The organism is Neoaquamicrobium microcysteis (genome assembly GCF_008180155.1).
Classification (GTDB): domain Bacteria; phylum Pseudomonadota; class Alphaproteobacteria; order Rhizobiales; family Rhizobiaceae; genus Aerobium; species Aerobium microcysteis.
Map to the genome: position 1 here is coordinate 94,447 of NZ_VSZS01000064.1, position 17,040 is coordinate 111,486.

Genomic DNA, 17,040 nt, shown 5'->3' on the forward strand with positions numbered 1-17,040 from the left:
CGTGGAGGAATCGAACCCTCCCTGCATGGGAACTTAACGCTTTATTAACCTTTGTTAAGACCCCGGCCGCATCGTCGCCCTGCCTGTCGGCCAAGATGGTTAACGCACGCGCCGATTGACAGGCGCCGCCGAAAGAGCCGAAAGGAGAGGATCGGGAAGGACAAGCCATGGCATCGAACCACCAGATCGACATCTCGCTCCTGCGGCTCAAGGATGCGCGCGACCTGGCACCGCTTCTGGCGGCCTACGCGCAGGCGCTGAAACGCGGCGCGCCGCGCAGGCCAGACGAGTTCTATGCCGAAAGCCTGCTGCAGGACCGGACCGCCGAGGTGATGGGCGCGCGCATCGACGGCGAACTGGTGGGCTTCGCCATCTTCACCGACCTGCCAGACCCGGTGACCGGCCTGCGCTGCGGACAGGTGGATCACATCTACGTGCACCACGACCACCGCAAGAAGGGCATCGCCAAGGCGCTGGTCGACATTCTGGCGGATCAGGCCGAGGAACGCGGCTGGTCGCGCCTTGCGCTGAACGCGCCGCGCCAGCCCGATGACGGCCGCAAGCTCTACGAGCAGATCGCGGCACCCGCCGACTGGACCGCGTTCGTCATCCGCTACGACGTGTCGTAGGGCGGGCCGTCAGTTGAGGGGAATGGCGTTGTCGGCCTTGCCCTGCTGGTAGGCGTCGGAGAGACGCGCATACTCCGCCCGGATCGCCTCGGCGCGCCGCATCATCTCCGCCCGCGAGGCGGGATCGGCCCTGGCGATCAACTCGGCCATCGAGCCGCTGCGCCAGAAGGCGTTTTCCTTGCGGTAGCCGCCGGGATCGAGCGTGAAGACCTCTTTCAGGATCTTCAGGTCGTGCGGGATGGCGAAGCTGTCGCGCGAATCCTCGTGGCTGAAGAAATAGGTGAAATTGTCGAAGCCGGCCCAGGTGATCGCCGATAGGCACATCGAGCAGGGCTCGTGCGTCGAGAGGAAGATCAGCTCGGCAGGGTTCGGGCGTGTGTCCGCCGGCATCTCGTAGAAGCGCTTGAGCGTGTGCACCTCGCCATGCCAGAGCGGGTTCTCGATCTCGTTGTTGGTTTCCGCCAGCACCACCGACAGGTCGGATTTGCGCAGCAAGGCCGCGCCGAACACCTTGTTGCCGCGCGCCACGCCTGCGCGCGTCAGCGGCAGGATGTGGTTCTCCATCGCGTCGAGAAGCGCGTTCGCCAGTTCGTCAGCCATCGTGGCCTCCCGTCCATTCGATCCAGCGGCCGTGATAGTCGCACCGCGCAAGATGGCGCGTCCGCCCGCCGGGCCACAGCGTCAGGCTGAGCGTGGCATGGGGATCGCTGAGTTCCAGCGGCTCCATGCGCAGATGCGCGACCGGCGCCTCCGCTGTCGCGGCCTCGCCGGCCTGCGCCATCGCGCGCGTGATGGCGGCGCGGGTTTCGTGCGGCATGTACTGCCACATGATCGAGTGGAACAGCGCGAAGGCGGAACCGGGCGTCCGGCCCGCCAGTCGACCGGCCACGAAGGAAGCCGCGTCCGCCTCGGCCAGAGAGTACTCATGCTCCCGCGCGAGCTGGAAAGCGCCTTCCAGCCGCTCGTGGCGCAGGGGCTGGTCCGGCCAGACATAGGAGCGCAGGCGCATCCGGCCCGCCTGCGACCGCGCATCGACCGGGGCGATATCGCAGCCATCGCGCGAGGCGACCGACAGCGTCCCGTCGAGCGGCGGCGGCGCACCGCGTATGTCGGGCGCAAGCCTGACTGGCGAGGCGGCATCGCCCCAGTTAAGGTCGCCGTAGCTGTAGGCGAAACGGTCGAAGAGCAGGTTCAGCCCGCCGCTGGACCCGATCTCGCACAGCGCCAGCGGCAGCCTCGTCTCGCGCGCGATGGCGAGGAAGCCCGGCAGCAGCATGCCGGAACGGCCGATCTCGTTGGTCTGCGGCGGGGAATCGAGGTTGGCGAGCAGCGCGTCTTCATGGGCCACGATCGCGGCGCGGACTGCCGAAGCGAGCGCCGCATCGCCCGCTTCATGGGGCGGATAGACGGCTGCAAGCCCGGGATCGCGGCCTTCGAGCACCAGCCGGTGAAGCCCGCCACACATGCGCAGGGCGACCGCGTCGTCGCGCACCTCGCCCGGCCAGTTCGCGACCCGCGCGCCGGTGGCCGTCGTGTCGTCGAGCACCTCGACCAGAATGCGGCAAAGCCTGGCGGTGAATGGCGAGCCGAGCCGGTCGCAGGAATCGGCCTGCGCCAGAAAGTGGGCAGCGATGCCGCCGCCCAACGCCATCAGACGCGGCGCTCCACCATCATCTTCTTGATTTCCGCGATCGCCTTGGCCGGGTTGAGCCCCTTGGGGCACGCCTGCGTGCAGTTCATGATGGTGTGGCAGCGATAGAGCCGGAAGGGGTCTTCCAGATTGTCGAGCCGGTCGCCGGTGGCCTCGTCTCTGGAATCGATCAGCCAGCGATAGGCCTGCAGGAGCACTGCGGGGCCGAGATAGCGCTCGCCATTCCACCAGTAGGACGGGCACGAGGTCTGGCAGCAGAAGCACAGGATGCACTCGTAGAGGCCATCGAGCTTGGCGCGGTCCTCGTGGCTCTGCTTCCATTCCTTGGCAGGTTCCGGCGACACGGTCTGGAGCCATGGCTGGATCGAGGACAGCTGCGCGTAGGGCACGGTGAGGTCCGGCACCAGATCCTTGACCACCGGCATATGCGGCAGCGGGTAGACCTTTACGGCACCGTCGATCTCGTCGCAGCCCTTTGTGCAGGCGAGCGTGTTGGTGCCGTCGATGTTCATGGCGCAAGAGCCGCAGATGCCCTCGCGGCAGGAGCGGCGCAGCGTCAGTGTGGGATCGACCTTGTTCTTGATCCACAGGAGCGCGTCCAGCACCATCGGCCCGCAATCGTCCATGTCGACATGGTAGGTGTCGACGCGCGGATTCTCGTCGTCATCCGGCGACCAGCGATAGATGCGATACTCGCGCAGATTGGTCGCGCCTTCCGGCTTCGGCCAGACCTTGCCTTCATTGACCCGCGAGTTCTTGGGGAGGGTGAGTTCAACCATTCTTTTCCCTCGCGATCAGTAGACGCGCGCCTTGGGCGCGATCTTTGCCGGGTCGATGCCGCCCTTGTCCGTGGGCAGCATGGTTTCGGTATGCACAGGGCGATAGTCGAGCTTCACGTCGCCCGCCTCGTTGACCCATGCCAGAGTGTGCTTGCGCCAGTTGACGTCGTCTCTGCTGTCGAAGTCCTCGCGGGCGTGGGCGCCGCGGCTCTCCTTGCGCGCTTCCGCGCCGTAGACGGTGGTGATGGCGCAGGCCATCAGATTGTCCAGCTCCAGCGTCTCGACGAGATCGGAGTTCCAGATCATCGAGCGGTCGTGGACCTTGACATCCGGCAGCTCGCTCCAGATCGCCGAGATGCGCCGGCAACCCTGCTCCAGCGTCTCCTGCGTGCGGAAGACAGCTGCGTCCTCCTGCATGGCGCGCTGCATCTTCTCGCGCAGCAGGGCGGTCGGCTTGGAGCCGTTGGCGTGCCGCACGCGGTCGAAGCGCTCCATGATCTTCTCGACCGCCTGCTCGTTGACGGCGGGGATCGCCGCTTCGCGGTCGATCACCTGGCCGGCCCGGATGGCGGCGGCGCGCCCGAACACGACGAGGTCGATCAGCGAGTTGGAGCCGAGACGGTTGGCGCCGTGCACCGAGGCGCAGCCGGCTTCGCCCACGGCCATCAGGCCCGGCTGGATGCGCTCGGGATTGGAGGCGTCGGCGTTGAGCACCTCGCCCCAGTAGTTGGTCGGGATGCCGCCCATGTTGTAATGGACCGTCGGCAGCACCGGGATCGGCTCACGCGTGACATCGACGCCGGCGAAAATCTTGGCGCTCTCGGAAATGCCCGGCAGGCGCTCGTGCAGGACGGCCGGGTCGAGATGGTCGAGGTGAAGGAAGATGTGGTCCTTCTCCTTGCCGACGCCGCGGCCCTCTCGGATCTCCATGGTCATGCAGCGCGAAACCACGTCGCGCGAGGCAAGGTCCTTGGCCGACGGAGCGTAGCGCTCCATGAAGCGCTCGCCTTCGGAATTGACGAGATAGCCGCCTTCGCCGCGCGCGCCCTCAGTGATGAGGCAACCCGCGCCATAGATGCCGGTCGGGTGGAACTGCACGAACTCCATGTCCTGGAGCGGCAGGCCCGCGCGCGCGACCATGCCGTTGCCGTCGCCGGTGCAGGTGTGGGCCGAGGTGGCCGAGAAATAGGAGCGGCCATAACCGCCGGTCGCCAGCACCACCATCTTGGCCGCGAAGCGGTGGATGGTGCCGTCATCGAGGTTCCACGCCACGACGCCGGTGCACACCCCGTCGGTCATGATGAGGTCGAGCGCGAAATACTCGATGAAGAACTGCGCGTTGTTCTTGACCGACTGGCCATAGAGCGTGTGCAGGATGGCGTGGCCGGTACGGTCGGCCGCCGCGCAGGTGCGCTGCACAGGCGGGCCGTCGCCGAAATTCTGCATGTGGCCGCCGAACGGGCGCTGGTAGATACGGCCGTCCTCGGTGCGCGAGAACGGCACGCCGTAATGCTCGAGTTCGTAGACGGCGGCAGGTGCTTCCCGCGCCAGATATTCCATCGCGTCCACGTCGCCGAGCCAGTCGGAGCCCTTGACGGTATCGTAGAGGTGCCACTGCCAGTTGTCCGGCCCCATATTCTGGAGCGAGGCGGCGATGCCGCCCTGTGCGGCGACCGTGTGCGAGCGGGTAGGGAACACCTTGGTGATGCAGGCCGTCTTCAGGCCCTGCTCGGCCATGCCGAGCGTGGCGCGCAGGCCGGCGCCGCCGGCGCCCACCACCACCACGTCGAACTTGTGGTCGACATAGGTGTAGGCGCTTCCGGTCACGCCCGGCTTTGCGACGTTGTTTCTTGTATCGGCCACGCCTCAGCCTCCGAATGCGATCTTGAGCAGCGCGAAGATGCAGACCGCGCCGACGATAAGGGTGTAGAAGATGTTGAGCATCAGCGAGACGATCTTGAGGAACTCGTCATGGACGTAGTCCTCGATGATCATCTGCATGCCGAGCTTCATGTGATAGGTCACCGAGATGACCGCCAGAACCAGCAGCACGGTGATGAAGGGGTTGGCCAGCGTGGCGCGCACGTCGGCGAAGGACGCATCGCTGAGCGCGATGATGAGGCCGACGAAGAACAGGATGAGCGGGATGTTGGCCGCCGCGGTGACGCGCTGATACCAGAAATGCCCGGTTCCCTCGCGGGCGGCGCCCAGGCCGCGAACGCGCGAAAGCGGAGTGCGGAAATCGGTCATGTCAAGCTCCCCGCGCCATGAAGCCGACGACCCAGAGCAGCACCGTCAGCGCGATCGAGACGACGGGCATCAGCGCCGCCACCTTCGTGGAGAAGTGCTTGTCCAGCCCCAGGCCCAAATCCATCACGAAGTGGCGAACGCCGCCGAGCATGTGATGAACCAGAGACCAGGTGAAGCCGAACAGCACGAGCAGCCCCAACCAGGAGCCGTAGATGGCCGACACCGTGTTGAACCAGGCCTCCGACGTCGCCGCCGCCAGCAGCCATGCCGCCACGAGCAGGATGCCGAAATAGAGCGACGCACCGGTGATGCGATGCACGATCGACATCACCATCGTCGGTATAGGCTTGTAGATGAAAAGATGCGGAGACAGCGGTCTCGGGCGGGTGGCTGCGGATTTGCTCATGGCTCCCCCAATCTGGTGGACGCGCCCTGCGGAGCCTGTTGAATGCGGCATCGACGGTTTGGAACGCGACCTGTGGCTGCGGGTCTTCTAATGCGGTTTTTGCACCGCGTCAAAGCCGGAAAACCAAGTCTGTGCGCCTGTTTAGCGAGACCCGCGGAGACGGCCGCAACTTCAATCGATTGAAGCGCTTATGCCCGGTGCCGGTTCCGGCGGGAGACGTGTTGCCGGCGAATCAGCGCCGGCAGGTCATCGGCTCGTGCCGCGCCTTCATCCAGAGCGCCTCGCGGCCTTCCAGCACAAGCGCATATCCGCCTTCGCCGTAGCGGCTGGTCTGGGTGGGCGGCGAGGCAGGAAGGTCGTAGCTGTCGCCCTGCGCTTCCACCAGCCGGACGGCGGTGCGCCCGTTTTCCACGGTGATCGAGCCGTCCTCGCCGCAGTCGTAGGTGGCGTTGCGCGGCTGGATCATGGCGGTCTCGGCCAGTTCCTGCCGCGCCTGGCTCTGCTGGTCGTCGGCCATGCAGGCCGTCATGAGAACGCCAAGAGCGATAACGGCCGCGACGCGCCGGACACGGGGCCCGCTGTGTGGATTCGCATTCATGGGGCGCAGACTTATCGCCAATCGTGGCGAAAGATCAACGGCGCGGGTGCTGACCCTACCAGAGCGTCTTGGCGTAGGCGTCGTCCAGCGAGCGATCGACATCGTCGGCGCTTTCCGAAAGCGCGAGCTGGTCGCGAAGGATTTCGCCCAGCGTCGGCATCGACGCGCGGTCGGGCCACGTTTCCGGCTTCCAAAGCCCGGAGCGCATGAACGCCTTGGCGCAGTGCATGTAGGTTGCCTTGACCTCCACGATCATCACCGTGACGGGCGACCTGCCATCGACCGCGAGCCGGTCGCGCAGGCTTTGGTCTGCGGTGATGCGGCCTTGGCCGTTGACGCGCAGCGTCTCGTTCATGCCGGGGATGAGAAAAAGCAGACCCACGGCCGGATTGACGATGACGTTCTGCCAGGTGTCGAGCCGGTTGTTGCCCGGCCGGTCCGGGATCGCGAGCGTCGTGTCGTCGAGCACGGCGACGAAGCCCGGCCTGTCGCCCTTGGGCGTCACGTCGGCATTGCCGGCCTTGTCGGACGAGCCGATCAGCACGAACGGGCTTCGGGCGATGAAGGAGCGGGCGTGATGGTCGAGCGCGCGCAGCTCCTTGCGCACGGCCTTGTCATGCACCTGCCCGTAGTGCTCGCGCAGCCCTTCGAGGCTGGTGATGAATTCCATTGCTCCCCCTTCGCCGGTCTATTCCGCCGGCTTGTCCTCCAGCGAATGGCGCATGATGAGCGGCATCTGGCTGAATGTGAAGACGAGCGTGATGGGCATGATGCCCCACACCTTGAAGGCCACCCAGAAATCGGTCGAGAAATTGCGCCAGACGATCTCGTTGGCCACCGCAAGGAAGAAGAAGAACAGCCCCCAGCGGAAGGTGAGCTTGCGCCAGCCTTCGGCGTCGAGCTTGAAGGCAGAATCGAAGACGTAGCCCAGAAGCGCCTTGCCGAAGAAAAGCCCGCCCAGCAGCACCGAGCCGAACAGCGTGTTGACGATGGTCGGCTTCATCTTGATGAACACGTCGTCCTGAAGCCACAGTGTCAGCGCGCCGAAGACGAACACCACGACGCCGGAAACCAGCGGCATCATCGGCAGCGACCGCGTGAGCAGCCACGACACCGACAGCGAAATGGCCGTGGCGACCATGAAAAGGCCTGTGGCGAGGAAGATCGGCCCGCCGAAGGAGCCGAGCGCCGGCCAGCTTTCGACGAGGCTTTCGCCCCGCGCATTGGCGAAGAAGAAAACGACCAGCGGCCCCAGCTCCAGCGCCAGCTTGAGCAGGGGGTTGATGTCTTCCTTCTTCTTTGGGTCGGCGGGGTCGCGTTCGATAATCTGGTTCATCAGGACACTCCGGCGATCGCCTTGGCGAAATCGCCTGCGGAAAAGGGTTCGAGGTCGTCGACCTGCTCGCCGACGCCGATGAAGTAGACCGGCAGTTTATGTTTCGCCGCGATGGCGACGAGGATGCCGCCGCGCGCCGTGCCGTCGAGCTTGGTCATGACGAGCCCGTTGACGCCCGCAACATTGCGGAAGATTTCGACCTGATTGAGGGCGTTCTGGCCCGTCGTCGCATCCACCGTCTGGAGCACCGTGTGCGGCGCTTCCGGATCGTGCTTGCCAAGCACGCGGACGATCTTTTCGAGCTCCGCCATCAGCTCGGCCTTGTTCTGGAGGCGGCCGGCCGTATCGATGATGAGCACGTCGGAGCCTGCGTCCTTCGCCTGCTTGTAGGCGTCGAAAGCGAGGCCCGCCGCATCCGCGCCCAGCCTGGACGAGACGACCGGCGAGCCGGTGCGCTCGCCCCAGATCTTCAGCTGCTCGATGGCCGCAGCGCGGAACGTGTCGCCGGCCGCAAGCGTGACCTTGAGCCCGCCGGCCGTTAGCTTGGCGGCGAGCTTGCCGATGGTGGTGGTCTTGCCGGTGCCGTTGACGCCGACGACGAGGATGACATGCGGCCTGTGCGACAGGTCGAGCTCCAGCGGCAGCGCCACGGGCGTCAGCACCTTCTCGACCTCCTGCGCCATCACGGCGCGCACCTCGCCGTCGGACACATCCTTGCCGTAGCGGCCCGACGCCAGCGCATCGGTGACGCGGATCGCCGTCTCCATGCCGAGATCGGCGCGGATCAGCACGTCCTCGAGATCCTGCAGCGTGTCGTCGTCCAGCTTGCGCTTGGTGAAGACGCCGGAAATGTTGTCGCGCAGCTCGCGCGAGGACCGCGACAGGCCTTCGCGCAGACGCTGGAACCACGGCGTACGCGGCGCGGAAGCGGGCTCCGCAGGCGCGACCGGAGCCGCCTTCGCCTCGACGGCTTTCGAGACCGTGACGCGTGACGGCTGGACCTCTTTTGCCGGCTCTGAGAGTGGCTCGTTCGATAGAGCGGAGGGCATCGGCTTGGACGCGCTCGACGATCCGGGGACCCCACCTCGCTCGGCTTCGCCGGCCGACCCTCCCCTCAAGTGGGAGGGAGGCGCAGGCGCTACTTCTGGCTCTGGCTCTGGCTCTGGCTCTGGCTCTGGCTCTGGCTCTGGCTCTGGCTCTGGCTCTGGCTCTGGCTCTGGAATTGTCGGGGCCGGTTCCGGCATCTCAAGCGGAATTTCAGGCACGGGACGCGGTTCGGGAACGGGCGCGATCTCCGGCTCGAGCGAAACCGGCGGGATTTCGGCTGGAACCGGCTCGGGCTCGACCGGCTGCTCTGCCTCGGGCGCGGGCTCTGGCTCGACGGCAGGCGCTGCTTCATGGGCGGGGCGGCGCAGAAATTCCGGGACCGGGCCTTCGACGGGGGGCTGGGCGACGGGAGCCGCCGCAACAGCGGGCTCGACAGGCGGGGGTGCTGCCGGCTCGACGGCCGGCGCGGGCGTAACCGGCGCGGCTTCGGCAGGCTGCGGCGGGGTCAGCGCGGCTGGTGCGTCGTCGGCCGGGCGCTCCTCGACCTCCTTGTTGCCGAAGGAGAATATCTTCTTGATGAAACCGAATGCCATGTCTGTGCGCGTATCCTTCAGGCGGCCCGTGCGGCCACGGGCCGGGCAAGCAGCCGCTCGCCGTCATGGCCGGTTATTGTCGCATCGACGATCTCCCCCGGCGCACCGGCATCGATGGCTGCAAGCGTGAAGCCCTCGGTGCGGCCCAGTCCCTCGCGTTCGACCAGCACGCGCTGGGTGGTTCCGGCGAGCGTGGCGAGATGCCGGCGATAGGCGGTGTCGCCCGCGGCGCGAAGCCGGGCCGCGCGTTCCTTGACGATGCCGCGGTCCACCTGCGGCATGCGCGCGGCGGGCGTGCCCTCGCGCGGGCTGAACGGGAAGACGTGAAGGTGGGTGAGCCCGCACTCCTCGACGATCTTCAACGAGTTCTGGAACATGTCTTCGGTTTCGGTCGGGAAACCGGCGATCAGGTCCGCGCCGAACACGATGTCGGGCCGCAGCCTGCGCACGTCCTCGCAGAACCGGATCGAATCGTCGCGGCTGTGCCGGCGCTTCATGCGCTTCAGCACCATGTCGTCGCCAGCCTGCAGGGACAGGTGCAGATGCGGCATCAGCCGGCTTTCGGTGGCGATGGCTTCCAGCAGTTCTTCGTCGGCCTCGATGGAATCGATCGAGGAAAGCCGCAGGCGCGCAAGGTCGGGCACCTGCCTCAGGATCGTCTTGACCAGCCGGCCGAGCTTGGGACTGCCGGGCAGGTCGCCGCCATAGCCGGTCATGTCGACGCCGGTCAGCACCACCTCGGCATAGCCATTGCCGGCAAGCCGCTTGACCTGCTCGACCGCCGCACCCATGGGCACCGAGCGTGAATTGCCGCGTCCGTAGGGGATGATGCAGAAGGTGCAGCGATGGTTGCAGCCGTTCTGCACCTGCACGAAGGCGCGTGCGCGACCCTCGATGGCGTCGACCATGTGCGAGGCGGTCTCCGTCACCGACATGATGTCGTTGACGCGGGCCTTCTCGAAGTCGTTGACGCCGAAATCGGGCAGGGCGCGGTAGTTGTGCGCCTTCAGCTTCTCCTCGTTGCCCAGAACGAGATCGACCTCGCCCATGGCGACGAAGCTGTCGGGGTCTGTCTGGGCCGCGCAGCCGGTGACGATGATGCGGGCAGCCGGATTGTCGCGCCGTGCCTTGCGGATCGCCTGTCTCGCCTGCCGCACGGCCTCGCCCGTGACCGCGCAGGTGTTGACGATGATCGCGCCGCCGGCGAGTTCGCCGAGTCCGGCGGCCGTCGCTTCCCGGCGCATCACCTCGGACTCGTAGGTGTTGAGACGGCAGCCGAAGGTGACGAGGTCGATGCCCCTGTTGTCGATGCCCTTGCCGCCGCTCATGCCGCGCCCTCGACATCGCGCTGCCACGCGCCGGTCGCCGGATCGAGCGTCCCGGAAAACTCCCACTCGGCAGGACCGGTCATGATGACGTGATCGTCGTCGCGCCATTCGATGGCGAGCTTGCCGCCGCTGGGCGCGGTCACCGTCACGGAGCGGCCGGTACGGTTGGTGCGCGCTGCCGAGACGGCGGCCGCGCAGGCGGCCGAGCCGCAGGCGAGCGTCAGCCCCGCGCCGCGCTCCCATGTACGGATGGTCATGGCGTCGCGCGCCGTGACCTGCGCGATGGTGATGTTGGCGCGCTCGGGAAAGAGCGGATGGTTTTCAAGCAGCGGGCCGAAGCGGTCGAGCTCGTAGGACCAGACGTCGCGATCGACCCAGAAGATCGCATGCGGGTTGCCCATCGATGCGACCGACGGCGAGTGCAGCACCGGCGCGTCGATCGGCCCGATCTGCAGTTCGATCATCCGCGTGTCGCGAAACTCCTCAGCCAGCGGAATGTCCTGCCAGCCGAAGCGCGGCTTGCCAAGATCGACCGAGATCAGCCCGTCCTCGTGCTCGCGCGCGTTAAGAAGGCCTGCCACTGTCTCGAAGGTGAAGGTCTTCCTGCCGGTTTCGGCCGAAAGCGCCTGGACGACGCAGCGCGTGCCGTTGCCGCAGGCCTGCGCATGGCTGCCGTCGGAATTGAGGATCTCGACATAGGCGTCGGTTCCGGGCGTGCGCGGATCGTGGATCGCCATGATCTGGTCGAAGCGCGTCGCCGGATCGACGTTGATCGCGATGGCGGCGGCGGCCGAGATGCGGTCGGCACGGCCGCGCATATCGGCGACGATGATCTCGTTGCCGATGCCGTTCATCCTGGCGAAGGGGACGCGTACGCTCATGCGCCGCTATATGGCGGAATTGACCCGGAATTACCAGTCTCGCGCGGTCTCACGCGGCCGTGGATGCCGGTGGAACCTCCCAGGCCTCGCCGGGCAGCATCGGTCGAAACCGCTCGCGCGCCACGCCGCGTGCATCGAGCGCGGCCTCCAGAAGCTGGCGGGGCTCTTCCACCGGCTCGTTGGTGAGCTGGAACGTGCCCCAGTGGTGTCCGGCGGCGAACGAAGCGTTGGCAAGCAGCATGCCCTCGACCGCCTCGGCGGGGTTCTGGTGCTGCGCCTCCATGAACCAGCGCGGCTCGTAGGCACCGATGGGCAGGATGGCGAGGCGGAAGCCGCCGTGTTTCTGCGCCGCGCCCCGATAGTTGGTGCCGCCGTGAAAGCCCGTGTCGCCGACGACATAGATGTTGCCGCCGGGCGTCTCGATGACGAAGCCCGCCCAGAGCGCCATGCGCCGGTCGCCCATGCCGCGCGCCGACCAGTGATGCACCGGTTCGACATGCACCGGCACCGAACCGCAGATGGCGGTCTCGCCCCAGTCATGCGCGGCGACGCGGATATCGGGCACCGAGCGGCGGACGATGACGTCGTTGCCGAGCGGCGTGATGATTTGCGGATCGTGCGCAGCCTTCAGCCGCGCCAGAGTGGCGACGTCGAGATGGTCGTAATGGTTGTGGCTCAGCAGGACGAGGTCGACCGGCGGCAGGTCTTCAAAGGAGATGCCCGGCGGATTGGCGCGGCTGGGCCCGACGAAGGAGAAAGGCGACACACGCTGCGACCACACGGGATCGGTGAGGATGTTGAGGCCGGCGGTCTGGATCAGCAATGTCGCGTGGCCGACCATCGTGACCACGAGGCGGTTGCCTTCCACGCGCGGCTCGGGCTTGGCCGGCTCGAACGGGCTCGGCCATTCGGCGGGCCAGGTGGCCCTGCCGCCGCCCAGCTGCCACCGCATCAGGTCGGCGAAGCGGGCGGGCGGCTTCCCCTGCGGGTTGAAGAACACAGAACCGTCGAAATGGTCGCTTTCCGGCCCGTCATAATAGCGGTTGCCGGCCTGCGCCTGCACGGCCACGCCGCCACCGACGGTGGCAAGACCCCCGACACCCAGCCACTTCATCATTCTGCGTCTGTTCATGGCTGGCAGGATAGCGTCTCGGCACCGCCGTGCAACCGAAAGGAGAGGCCGTTTTCTCCCGCAGAACCATTGCCTCGAACGCTTATTTAACCATATGCGGTGGATTGTCCCCAAGATCGCCACTATTCTGGCGATTGAAGGGGACGTGAACAAACGTGCGGAGCGGCATTCGCTTCGACGGAGGGAATTTATGGCTTTCAAACTGACCGGCGTCGTTGCCACGACCTTTCTCGCACTCGCGCTGGCGGGTTGCCAGAGCGAGCGTTTCTCGCGGCTCGATACCAGTGGCCCGTCTCCGGCACCGCTTCCGGCAGCGCCCGCAGGTACGGTGACCATGGGCCAGCTTCCGCCGCCCGTTCAGCCCGGCACGACCGATCCGAGCCAGTTTCCAGCCCCTCCCGGCTCCGAAGGCCTTCCCGGCGATGGCACGCAGATGGCAGCCGTGGACCCCGGAGCTGCCAGCGGCCCGGAAGTGACTACGGGCGCGGTTGCAGGCGTGTGGAACGCCAGCGTTTCGGGCCAGAGCTGCCGCATCGCCACGCCGCAGACGCGCTTCGGCCAGGGCTACCGCGCAGGACCGCTGCGCTGCCCCGCGCCGCTCGACGGGGTGCGCTCGTGGAACGTCTCGGGCAGCCAGCTGGCACTCTACGACGACAATGGCGACGTGCTGGCGCGGCTCCAGTCTGCGGGCGGCGAGCGTTTCGACGGCCAGACCAGCAGCGGCATTCCCATTTCGCTTTCCCGCTAGTATTGGTGCGGACCGAATAGCAGCAATCGGGTTCCCGCAATGTCCTCGCTTGACGGGCTGCCGACGTTTCGCACCGTCAGGCAGGACTACCAGCATCTCGAGCAGTCCGGCACCATCGTCGGCGACACGGCGCAGCTTGCCGTGGTGGATGCGCTCGACCGCCTGATCGAGGAGATCGCGTCCAAGCGCCTCGCCTCCAAGTCGAGCGCGCTGGGCTGGCTCTTCGCCAAGCGCAAGCCGACGCATGAGCCGGTCAAGGGCCTCTACGTCCATGGCGGCGTGGGGCGGGGCAAAACCATGCTGATGGACATGTTCTTCGAGCGCGTGACCGTGAAGCGAAAGCGCCGGGCGCATTTCAACGACTTCATGGCCGACGTTCACGACCGCATCCAGAAGCATCGCGAGATGCTCAAGCGGGGCGAGACGAAGGAAACCGACCCCATTCCACCCGTTGCCAGGGCGCTCGCCCAAGAAGCGTGGGTGCTGTGCTTCGACGAGTTCACGGTCACCGACATCGCCGATGCGATGGTGCTGTCGCGGCTTTTCTCCAGCCTGTTTTCCGAGGGCGTGGTGCTGGTGGCCACCTCCAACGTCGCACCACGCGACCTCTATCGCGACGGTCTCAACCGGGCGCTGTTCGAACCTTTCATCGGCATACTGGAGCGCCACACGCGGGTGATGGCGCTGGACGGGCCGACCGACTATCGCCGCCGCAACCTCGACCGCATGCAGGTCTATATCTCGCCGCTGGGCGAGGACGCCGACGCGCTGATGGACGAGGCGTGGGAGGCGGCGACCGCCGGCCACGTGACGAGGCAGGAGCGCCTTGCCGTCAAGGGCCGCGAAGTGGTGGTGCCCCGCGCCAACGGCACGGCCGCGCGCTTCACCTTTGCAGATCTGTGCGAAAAGCCGCTGGGGGCGCGCGACTATCTCGCGATAGCCGCCCATTTCGACACGCTGTTCATCGACCGCATACCGGTGATGGGGCAGGAGCGGCGTAACGAGGCCAAGCGCTTCATCCTGCTGGTCGACACGCTGTACGACCAGAAGATGCGCCTCGTGGCCAGCGCCGAGGCCTCGCCCGAACGGCTTTATGCCGGCACCAGCGGCACGGAGGCATTCGAGTTTGCGCGCACCGCTTCGCGCCTCACCGAGATGCAGAGCCGCGAATGGCTGGACGCAGCCGCGACGCGCGCTGGCGCCGACTGATCCATCCGGCGTGCAATTCCGTGCGCCGCCGACGCTTGCATGCTCGACCGACTCAAAACAATTGACGTTTACGTAAGACAAAAAACATCTAAACGATTGAAAATGTTTGCTCGGTAATAATCGGTTGAGTTTTTTGGGCGATGCGTCTATGCCCCAACGCTAATTCGGACGGCCTCCCGTGTCCGAACGCAGTTCTCGGCAACGCTTTATTCAGGCCGGCGCGGTAGCAGACCGGCGCACTCAACAGGGAAAACAATCACCATGGCTCGAAACAAGATTGCCCTCATCGGCTCCGGCATGATTGGCGGCACGCTCGCCCATCTCGTCGGCCTCAAGGAACTCGGCGACGTCGTCATGTTCGACATCGCCGAAGGCATCCCGCAGGGCAAGGGACTGGACATCGCGGAATCCTCGCCGGTGGACGGCTTCGACGCGCGCTATGTCGGTGCCAACGAGTATTCGGCCATCGAGGGCGCGGATGTCTGCATCGTGACCGCCGGCGTGCCGCGCAAGCCCGGCATGAGCCGCGACGACCTTCTGGGCATCAACCTCAAGGTGATGGAGCAGGTGGGCGCGGGCATCAAGAAATATGCGCCGAACGCCTTCGTCATCTGCATCACCAACCCGCTCGACGCCATGGTCTGGGCGCTGCAGAAGTTTTCCGGTCTCCCCAAGACCCACGTGGTCGGCATGGCCGGCGTGCTGGACTCGGCCCGTTTCCGCTATTTCCTGTCTGAGGAATTCAACGTCTCCGTCGAGGACGTGAGCGCGATGACGCTCGGCGGCCACGGCGACGACATGGTGCCGATGGTGCGCTATTCCACCGTTGCCGGCATTCCGCTGCCCGACCTGGTCAAGATGGGCTGGACCTCCAAGGAAAAGCTGGACGCCATCGTCGAGCGCACCCGCAAGGGCGGCGGCGAGATCGTCGCCCTGCTCAAGACCGGCTCCGCCTACTACGCGCCGGCCGCCTCGGCGATCGCCATGGCCGAGAGCTACCTCAAGGACAAGAAGCGCGTGCTGCCCTGCGCCGCGCACCTTTCGGGCCAGTACGGCTTGAAGGACATGTATGTCGGCGTGCCGGTGGTGATCGGCGCCGGCGGCGTCGAGCGCATCATCGAGATCGACTTCAGCAAGGCCGAACAGAAGATGTTCGACAAGTCTGTCGCAGCCGTGCAGGGTCTCTGCGAGGCCTGCATCGGCATCGCGCCGGCTCTCGGCAAGAAGAAGTGAGGCTATCCGCATGAACATCCACGAATATCAAGCCAAGCAGCTCCTCAAGGGCTATGGCGCACCGGTCGCCGAAGGCGTGGCCATCATGAAGGCGGGCGAGGCTGAAGCTGCCGCAAGGTCGCTGCCAGGCCCGCTTTATGTGGTCAAGAGCCAGATCCACGCGGGCGGCCGCGGCAAGGGCAAGTTCAAGGAACTCGGCCCCGACGCCAAGGGCGGCGTGCGGCTTGCGAAGTCCGTCGAGGACGTCGTCAGGAACGTCAACGAGATGCTCGGCAACACGCTGGTGACCGCCCAGACGGGCGATGCCGGCAAGCAGGTCAACCGCCTCTACATCGAGGACGGCGCGGACATCGACCGCGAGCTGTATCTTTCGCTGCTGGTGGACCGCTCGGTCGGCCGCGTCGCTTTCATGGTGTCGACCGAAGGCGGCATGGACATCGAGGCTGTCGCCCATGACACGCCCGAGAAGATCCACACCATCGCCATCGACCCGGAAGCCGGCGTGACCGCTGCCGATGTCGCCAGGATCAACGAGGCGCTGGAACTGGCCGGCGAAGCGGCGAAGGACGGCGAGAAGCTGTTCCCGATCCTCTACAAGGCATTCGTCGAGAAGGACATGAGCCTGCTGGAGGTCAACCCGCTGATCGTCATGACCAACGGCCGCCTGCGCGTGCTGGACGCCAAGATGTCGTTCGACGGTAACGCCCTGTTCCGCCACGACGACGTGAAGGAACTGCGCGACGAGACCGAGGAAGACGCCAAGGAGATCGAGGCTTCCAAGTGGGACCTCGCCTATGTCGCGCTCGACGGCAATATCGGCTGCATGGTCAACGGCGCGGGCCTCGCCATGGCGACGATGGACATCATCAAGCTCTACGGCAAGGAGCCGGCGAACTTCTGTGACGTCGGCGGCGGCGCAGGCAAGGAAAAGGTCGCGGCAGCGTTCAAGATCATCACCGCCGACCCGAAGGTCGAAGGCATCCTCGTCAACATCTTCGGCGGCATCATGAAGTGCGACGTCATCGCTGAAGGTGTTGTCGCTGCGGTCCAGGAAGTGGGCCTGAAGGTGCCGCTGGTCGTGCGCCTCGAAGGCACCAATGTCGAGCTTGGCAAGAAGATCCTCAACGAGTCCGGCCTCGCCATCACGGCCGCCGACGACCTCGATGACGCCGCCAAGAAGATCGTCGCCGCGGTCAACGGCTAACGGACAGGACCAGAAT

At 66.1% G+C, this 17,040-nt stretch carries 18 protein-coding genes; 5 read left to right on the forward strand and 13 right to left on the reverse strand.

Going from position 1 to position 17,040, the window contains the following annotated elements:
- Positions 1-167: 167 nt before the first annotated feature.
- The gene (locus FY036_RS14110; RefSeq protein WP_148915385.1) at positions 168-629 is read left to right on the forward strand and encodes a GNAT family N-acetyltransferase; all 462 of its coding nucleotides are present in this window, start codon (positions 168-170) and stop codon (positions 627-629) included.
- Positions 630-638: 9 nt separating this feature from the next.
- On the opposite strand, the gene FY036_RS14115 is transcribed toward FY036_RS14110, so the two are convergent.
- From FY036_RS14115 to FY036_RS14175, 13 genes are all read right to left on the reverse strand, one after another.
- Positions 639-1,229 (reverse strand): nucleoside deaminase, encoded by a 591-nt coding sequence (locus tag FY036_RS14115; protein ID WP_148915386.1) that lies wholly within the window; start codon positions 1,227-1,229, stop codon positions 639-641.
- The gene (locus FY036_RS14120; protein ID WP_148915387.1) at positions 1,222-2,280 is read right to left on the reverse strand and encodes a DUF2332 domain-containing protein; all 1,059 of its coding nucleotides are present in this window, start codon (positions 2,278-2,280) and stop codon (positions 1,222-1,224) included. The genes FY036_RS14115 and FY036_RS14120 overlap by 8 nt, the downstream gene beginning before the upstream one ends.
- Positions 2,280-3,059, reverse strand: a complete 780-nt coding sequence (locus FY036_RS14125) for a succinate dehydrogenase iron-sulfur subunit (RefSeq protein ID WP_148915388.1) — start codon at positions 3,057-3,059, stop codon at positions 2,280-2,282. The genes FY036_RS14120 and FY036_RS14125 overlap by 1 nt, the downstream gene beginning before the upstream one ends.
- Before the next feature lie 15 nt (positions 3,060-3,074).
- Positions 3,075-4,922, reverse strand: coding sequence for a succinate dehydrogenase flavoprotein subunit (sdhA, locus tag FY036_RS14130; protein WP_407941185.1), 1,848 nt, complete (start codon positions 4,920-4,922; stop codon positions 3,075-3,077).
- A 3-nt stretch (positions 4,923-4,925) separates the two neighbouring features.
- Positions 4,926-5,309: a succinate dehydrogenase, hydrophobic membrane anchor protein gene (gene sdhD, locus FY036_RS14135; protein ID WP_148915389.1), complete on the reverse strand. Its 384-nt coding sequence runs from the start codon at positions 5,307-5,309 to the stop codon at positions 4,926-4,928.
- A 1-nt stretch (position 5,310) separates the two neighbouring features.
- Positions 5,311-5,715 (reverse strand): succinate dehydrogenase, cytochrome b556 subunit, encoded by a 405-nt coding sequence (gene sdhC / locus FY036_RS14140; RefSeq protein ID WP_148915390.1) that lies wholly within the window; start codon positions 5,713-5,715, stop codon positions 5,311-5,313.
- A 232-nt stretch (positions 5,716-5,947) separates the two neighbouring features.
- Entirely contained in the window at positions 5,948-6,244 is a 297-nt protein-coding gene (locus FY036_RS14145; protein WP_148915391.1) for a lysozyme inhibitor, read from the reverse strand.
- Between the two features lie 124 nt (positions 6,245-6,368).
- Complete coding sequence (locus FY036_RS14150) at positions 6,369-6,983, reverse strand: pyridoxamine 5'-phosphate oxidase family protein (protein WP_148915392.1); 615 nt, start codon at positions 6,981-6,983, stop codon at positions 6,369-6,371.
- An 18-nt stretch (positions 6,984-7,001) separates the two neighbouring features.
- A complete protein-coding gene (locus tag FY036_RS14155) occupies positions 7,002-7,649 on the reverse strand; it encodes a septation protein A (RefSeq protein WP_148915393.1) in 648 nt (215 codons plus the stop codon).
- Positions 7,649-9,289 (reverse strand): signal recognition particle-docking protein FtsY, encoded by a 1,641-nt coding sequence (ftsY, locus tag FY036_RS14160; protein WP_148915394.1) that lies wholly within the window; start codon positions 9,287-9,289, stop codon positions 7,649-7,651. The genes FY036_RS14155 and ftsY overlap by 1 nt, the downstream gene beginning before the upstream one ends.
- A 17-nt stretch (positions 9,290-9,306) precedes the next feature.
- On the reverse strand, positions 9,307-10,617 hold the full coding sequence (gene mtaB / locus FY036_RS14165) for a tRNA (N(6)-L-threonylcarbamoyladenosine(37)-C(2))-methylthiotransferase MtaB (protein ID WP_148915395.1): 1,311 nt from the start codon (positions 10,615-10,617) through the stop codon (positions 9,307-9,309).
- The gene (dapF, locus tag FY036_RS14170) at positions 10,614-11,498 is read right to left on the reverse strand and encodes a diaminopimelate epimerase (protein WP_148915396.1); all 885 of its coding nucleotides are present in this window, start codon (positions 11,496-11,498) and stop codon (positions 10,614-10,616) included. The genes mtaB and dapF overlap by 4 nt, the downstream gene beginning before the upstream one ends.
- Positions 11,499-11,547: 49 nt before the next feature.
- Positions 11,548-12,630: an MBL fold metallo-hydrolase gene (locus FY036_RS14175; RefSeq protein WP_148915397.1), complete on the reverse strand. Its 1,083-nt coding sequence runs from the start codon at positions 12,628-12,630 to the stop codon at positions 11,548-11,550.
- A 190-nt stretch (positions 12,631-12,820) separates the two neighbouring features.
- Here FY036_RS14175 and FY036_RS14180 point away from each other — a divergent pair, with 190 nt between their 5' ends.
- The 4 genes from FY036_RS14180 to sucC all read left to right on the forward strand — a co-directional run bounded on the left by FY036_RS14180 (position 12,821) and on the right by sucC (position 17,024).
- On the forward strand, positions 12,821-13,378 hold the full coding sequence (locus FY036_RS14180) for an AprI/Inh family metalloprotease inhibitor (RefSeq protein WP_148915398.1): 558 nt from the start codon (positions 12,821-12,823) through the stop codon (positions 13,376-13,378).
- A 39-nt stretch (positions 13,379-13,417) separates the two neighbouring features.
- The gene (zapE, locus tag FY036_RS14185) at positions 13,418-14,587 is read left to right on the forward strand and encodes a cell division protein ZapE (protein WP_148915399.1); all 1,170 of its coding nucleotides are present in this window, start codon (positions 13,418-13,420) and stop codon (positions 14,585-14,587) included.
- Between the two features lie 261 nt (positions 14,588-14,848).
- A complete protein-coding gene (gene mdh / locus FY036_RS14190; RefSeq protein ID WP_148915400.1) occupies positions 14,849-15,820 on the forward strand; it encodes a malate dehydrogenase in 972 nt (323 codons plus the stop codon).
- 10 nt (positions 15,821-15,830) lie between these two features.
- A complete protein-coding gene (gene sucC / locus FY036_RS14195) occupies positions 15,831-17,024 on the forward strand; it encodes an ADP-forming succinate--CoA ligase subunit beta (RefSeq protein ID WP_148915401.1) in 1,194 nt (397 codons plus the stop codon).
- Positions 17,025-17,040 lie beyond the last annotated feature (16 nt).

Coding starts and splice junctions, on each gene's coding strand:
- FY036_RS14150 (WP_148915392.1), bottom strand. CDS start 6,983: ATGGAATTCATCACCAGCCTCGAAGGGCTGCGCGAGCACTACGGGCAG.
- FY036_RS14180 (WP_148915398.1), top strand. CDS start 12,821: ATGGCTTTCAAACTGACCGGCGTCGTTGCCACGACCTTTCTCGCACTC.
- ftsY (WP_148915394.1), bottom strand. CDS start 9,289: ATGGCATTCGGTTTCATCAAGAAGATATTCTCCTTCGGCAACAAGGAG.
- sdhC (WP_148915390.1), bottom strand. CDS start 5,715: ATGAGCAAATCCGCAGCCACCCGCCCGAGACCGCTGTCTCCGCATCTT.
- FY036_RS14155 (WP_148915393.1), bottom strand. CDS start 7,649: ATGAACCAGATTATCGAACGCGACCCCGCCGACCCAAAGAAGAAGGAA.
- FY036_RS14115 (WP_148915386.1), bottom strand. CDS start 1,229: ATGGCTGACGAACTGGCGAACGCGCTTCTCGACGCGATGGAGAACCAC.
- FY036_RS14120 (WP_148915387.1), bottom strand. CDS start 2,280: ATGGCGTTGGGCGGCGGCATCGCTGCCCACTTTCTGGCGCAGGCCGAT.
- sucC (WP_148915401.1), top strand. CDS start 15,831: ATGAACATCCACGAATATCAAGCCAAGCAGCTCCTCAAGGGCTATGGC.
- mtaB (WP_148915395.1), bottom strand. CDS start 10,617: ATGAGCGGCGGCAAGGGCATCGACAACAGGGGCATCGACCTCGTCACC.
- zapE (WP_148915399.1), top strand. CDS start 13,418: ATGTCCTCGCTTGACGGGCTGCCGACGTTTCGCACCGTCAGGCAGGAC.
- dapF (WP_148915396.1), bottom strand. CDS start 11,498: ATGAGCGTACGCGTCCCCTTCGCCAGGATGAACGGCATCGGCAACGAG.
- FY036_RS14145 (WP_148915391.1), bottom strand. CDS start 6,244: ATGACGGCCTGCATGGCCGACGACCAGCAGAGCCAGGCGCGGCAGGAA.
- sdhD (WP_148915389.1), bottom strand. CDS start 5,309: ATGACCGATTTCCGCACTCCGCTTTCGCGCGTTCGCGGCCTGGGCGCC.
- FY036_RS14175 (WP_148915397.1), bottom strand. CDS start 12,630: ATGAACAGACGCAGAATGATGAAGTGGCTGGGTGTCGGGGGTCTTGCC.
- FY036_RS14110 (WP_148915385.1), top strand. CDS start 168: ATGGCATCGAACCACCAGATCGACATCTCGCTCCTGCGGCTCAAGGAT.
- mdh (WP_148915400.1), top strand. CDS start 14,849: ATGGCTCGAAACAAGATTGCCCTCATCGGCTCCGGCATGATTGGCGGC.
- FY036_RS14125 (WP_148915388.1), bottom strand. CDS start 3,059: ATGGTTGAACTCACCCTCCCCAAGAACTCGCGGGTCAATGAAGGCAAG.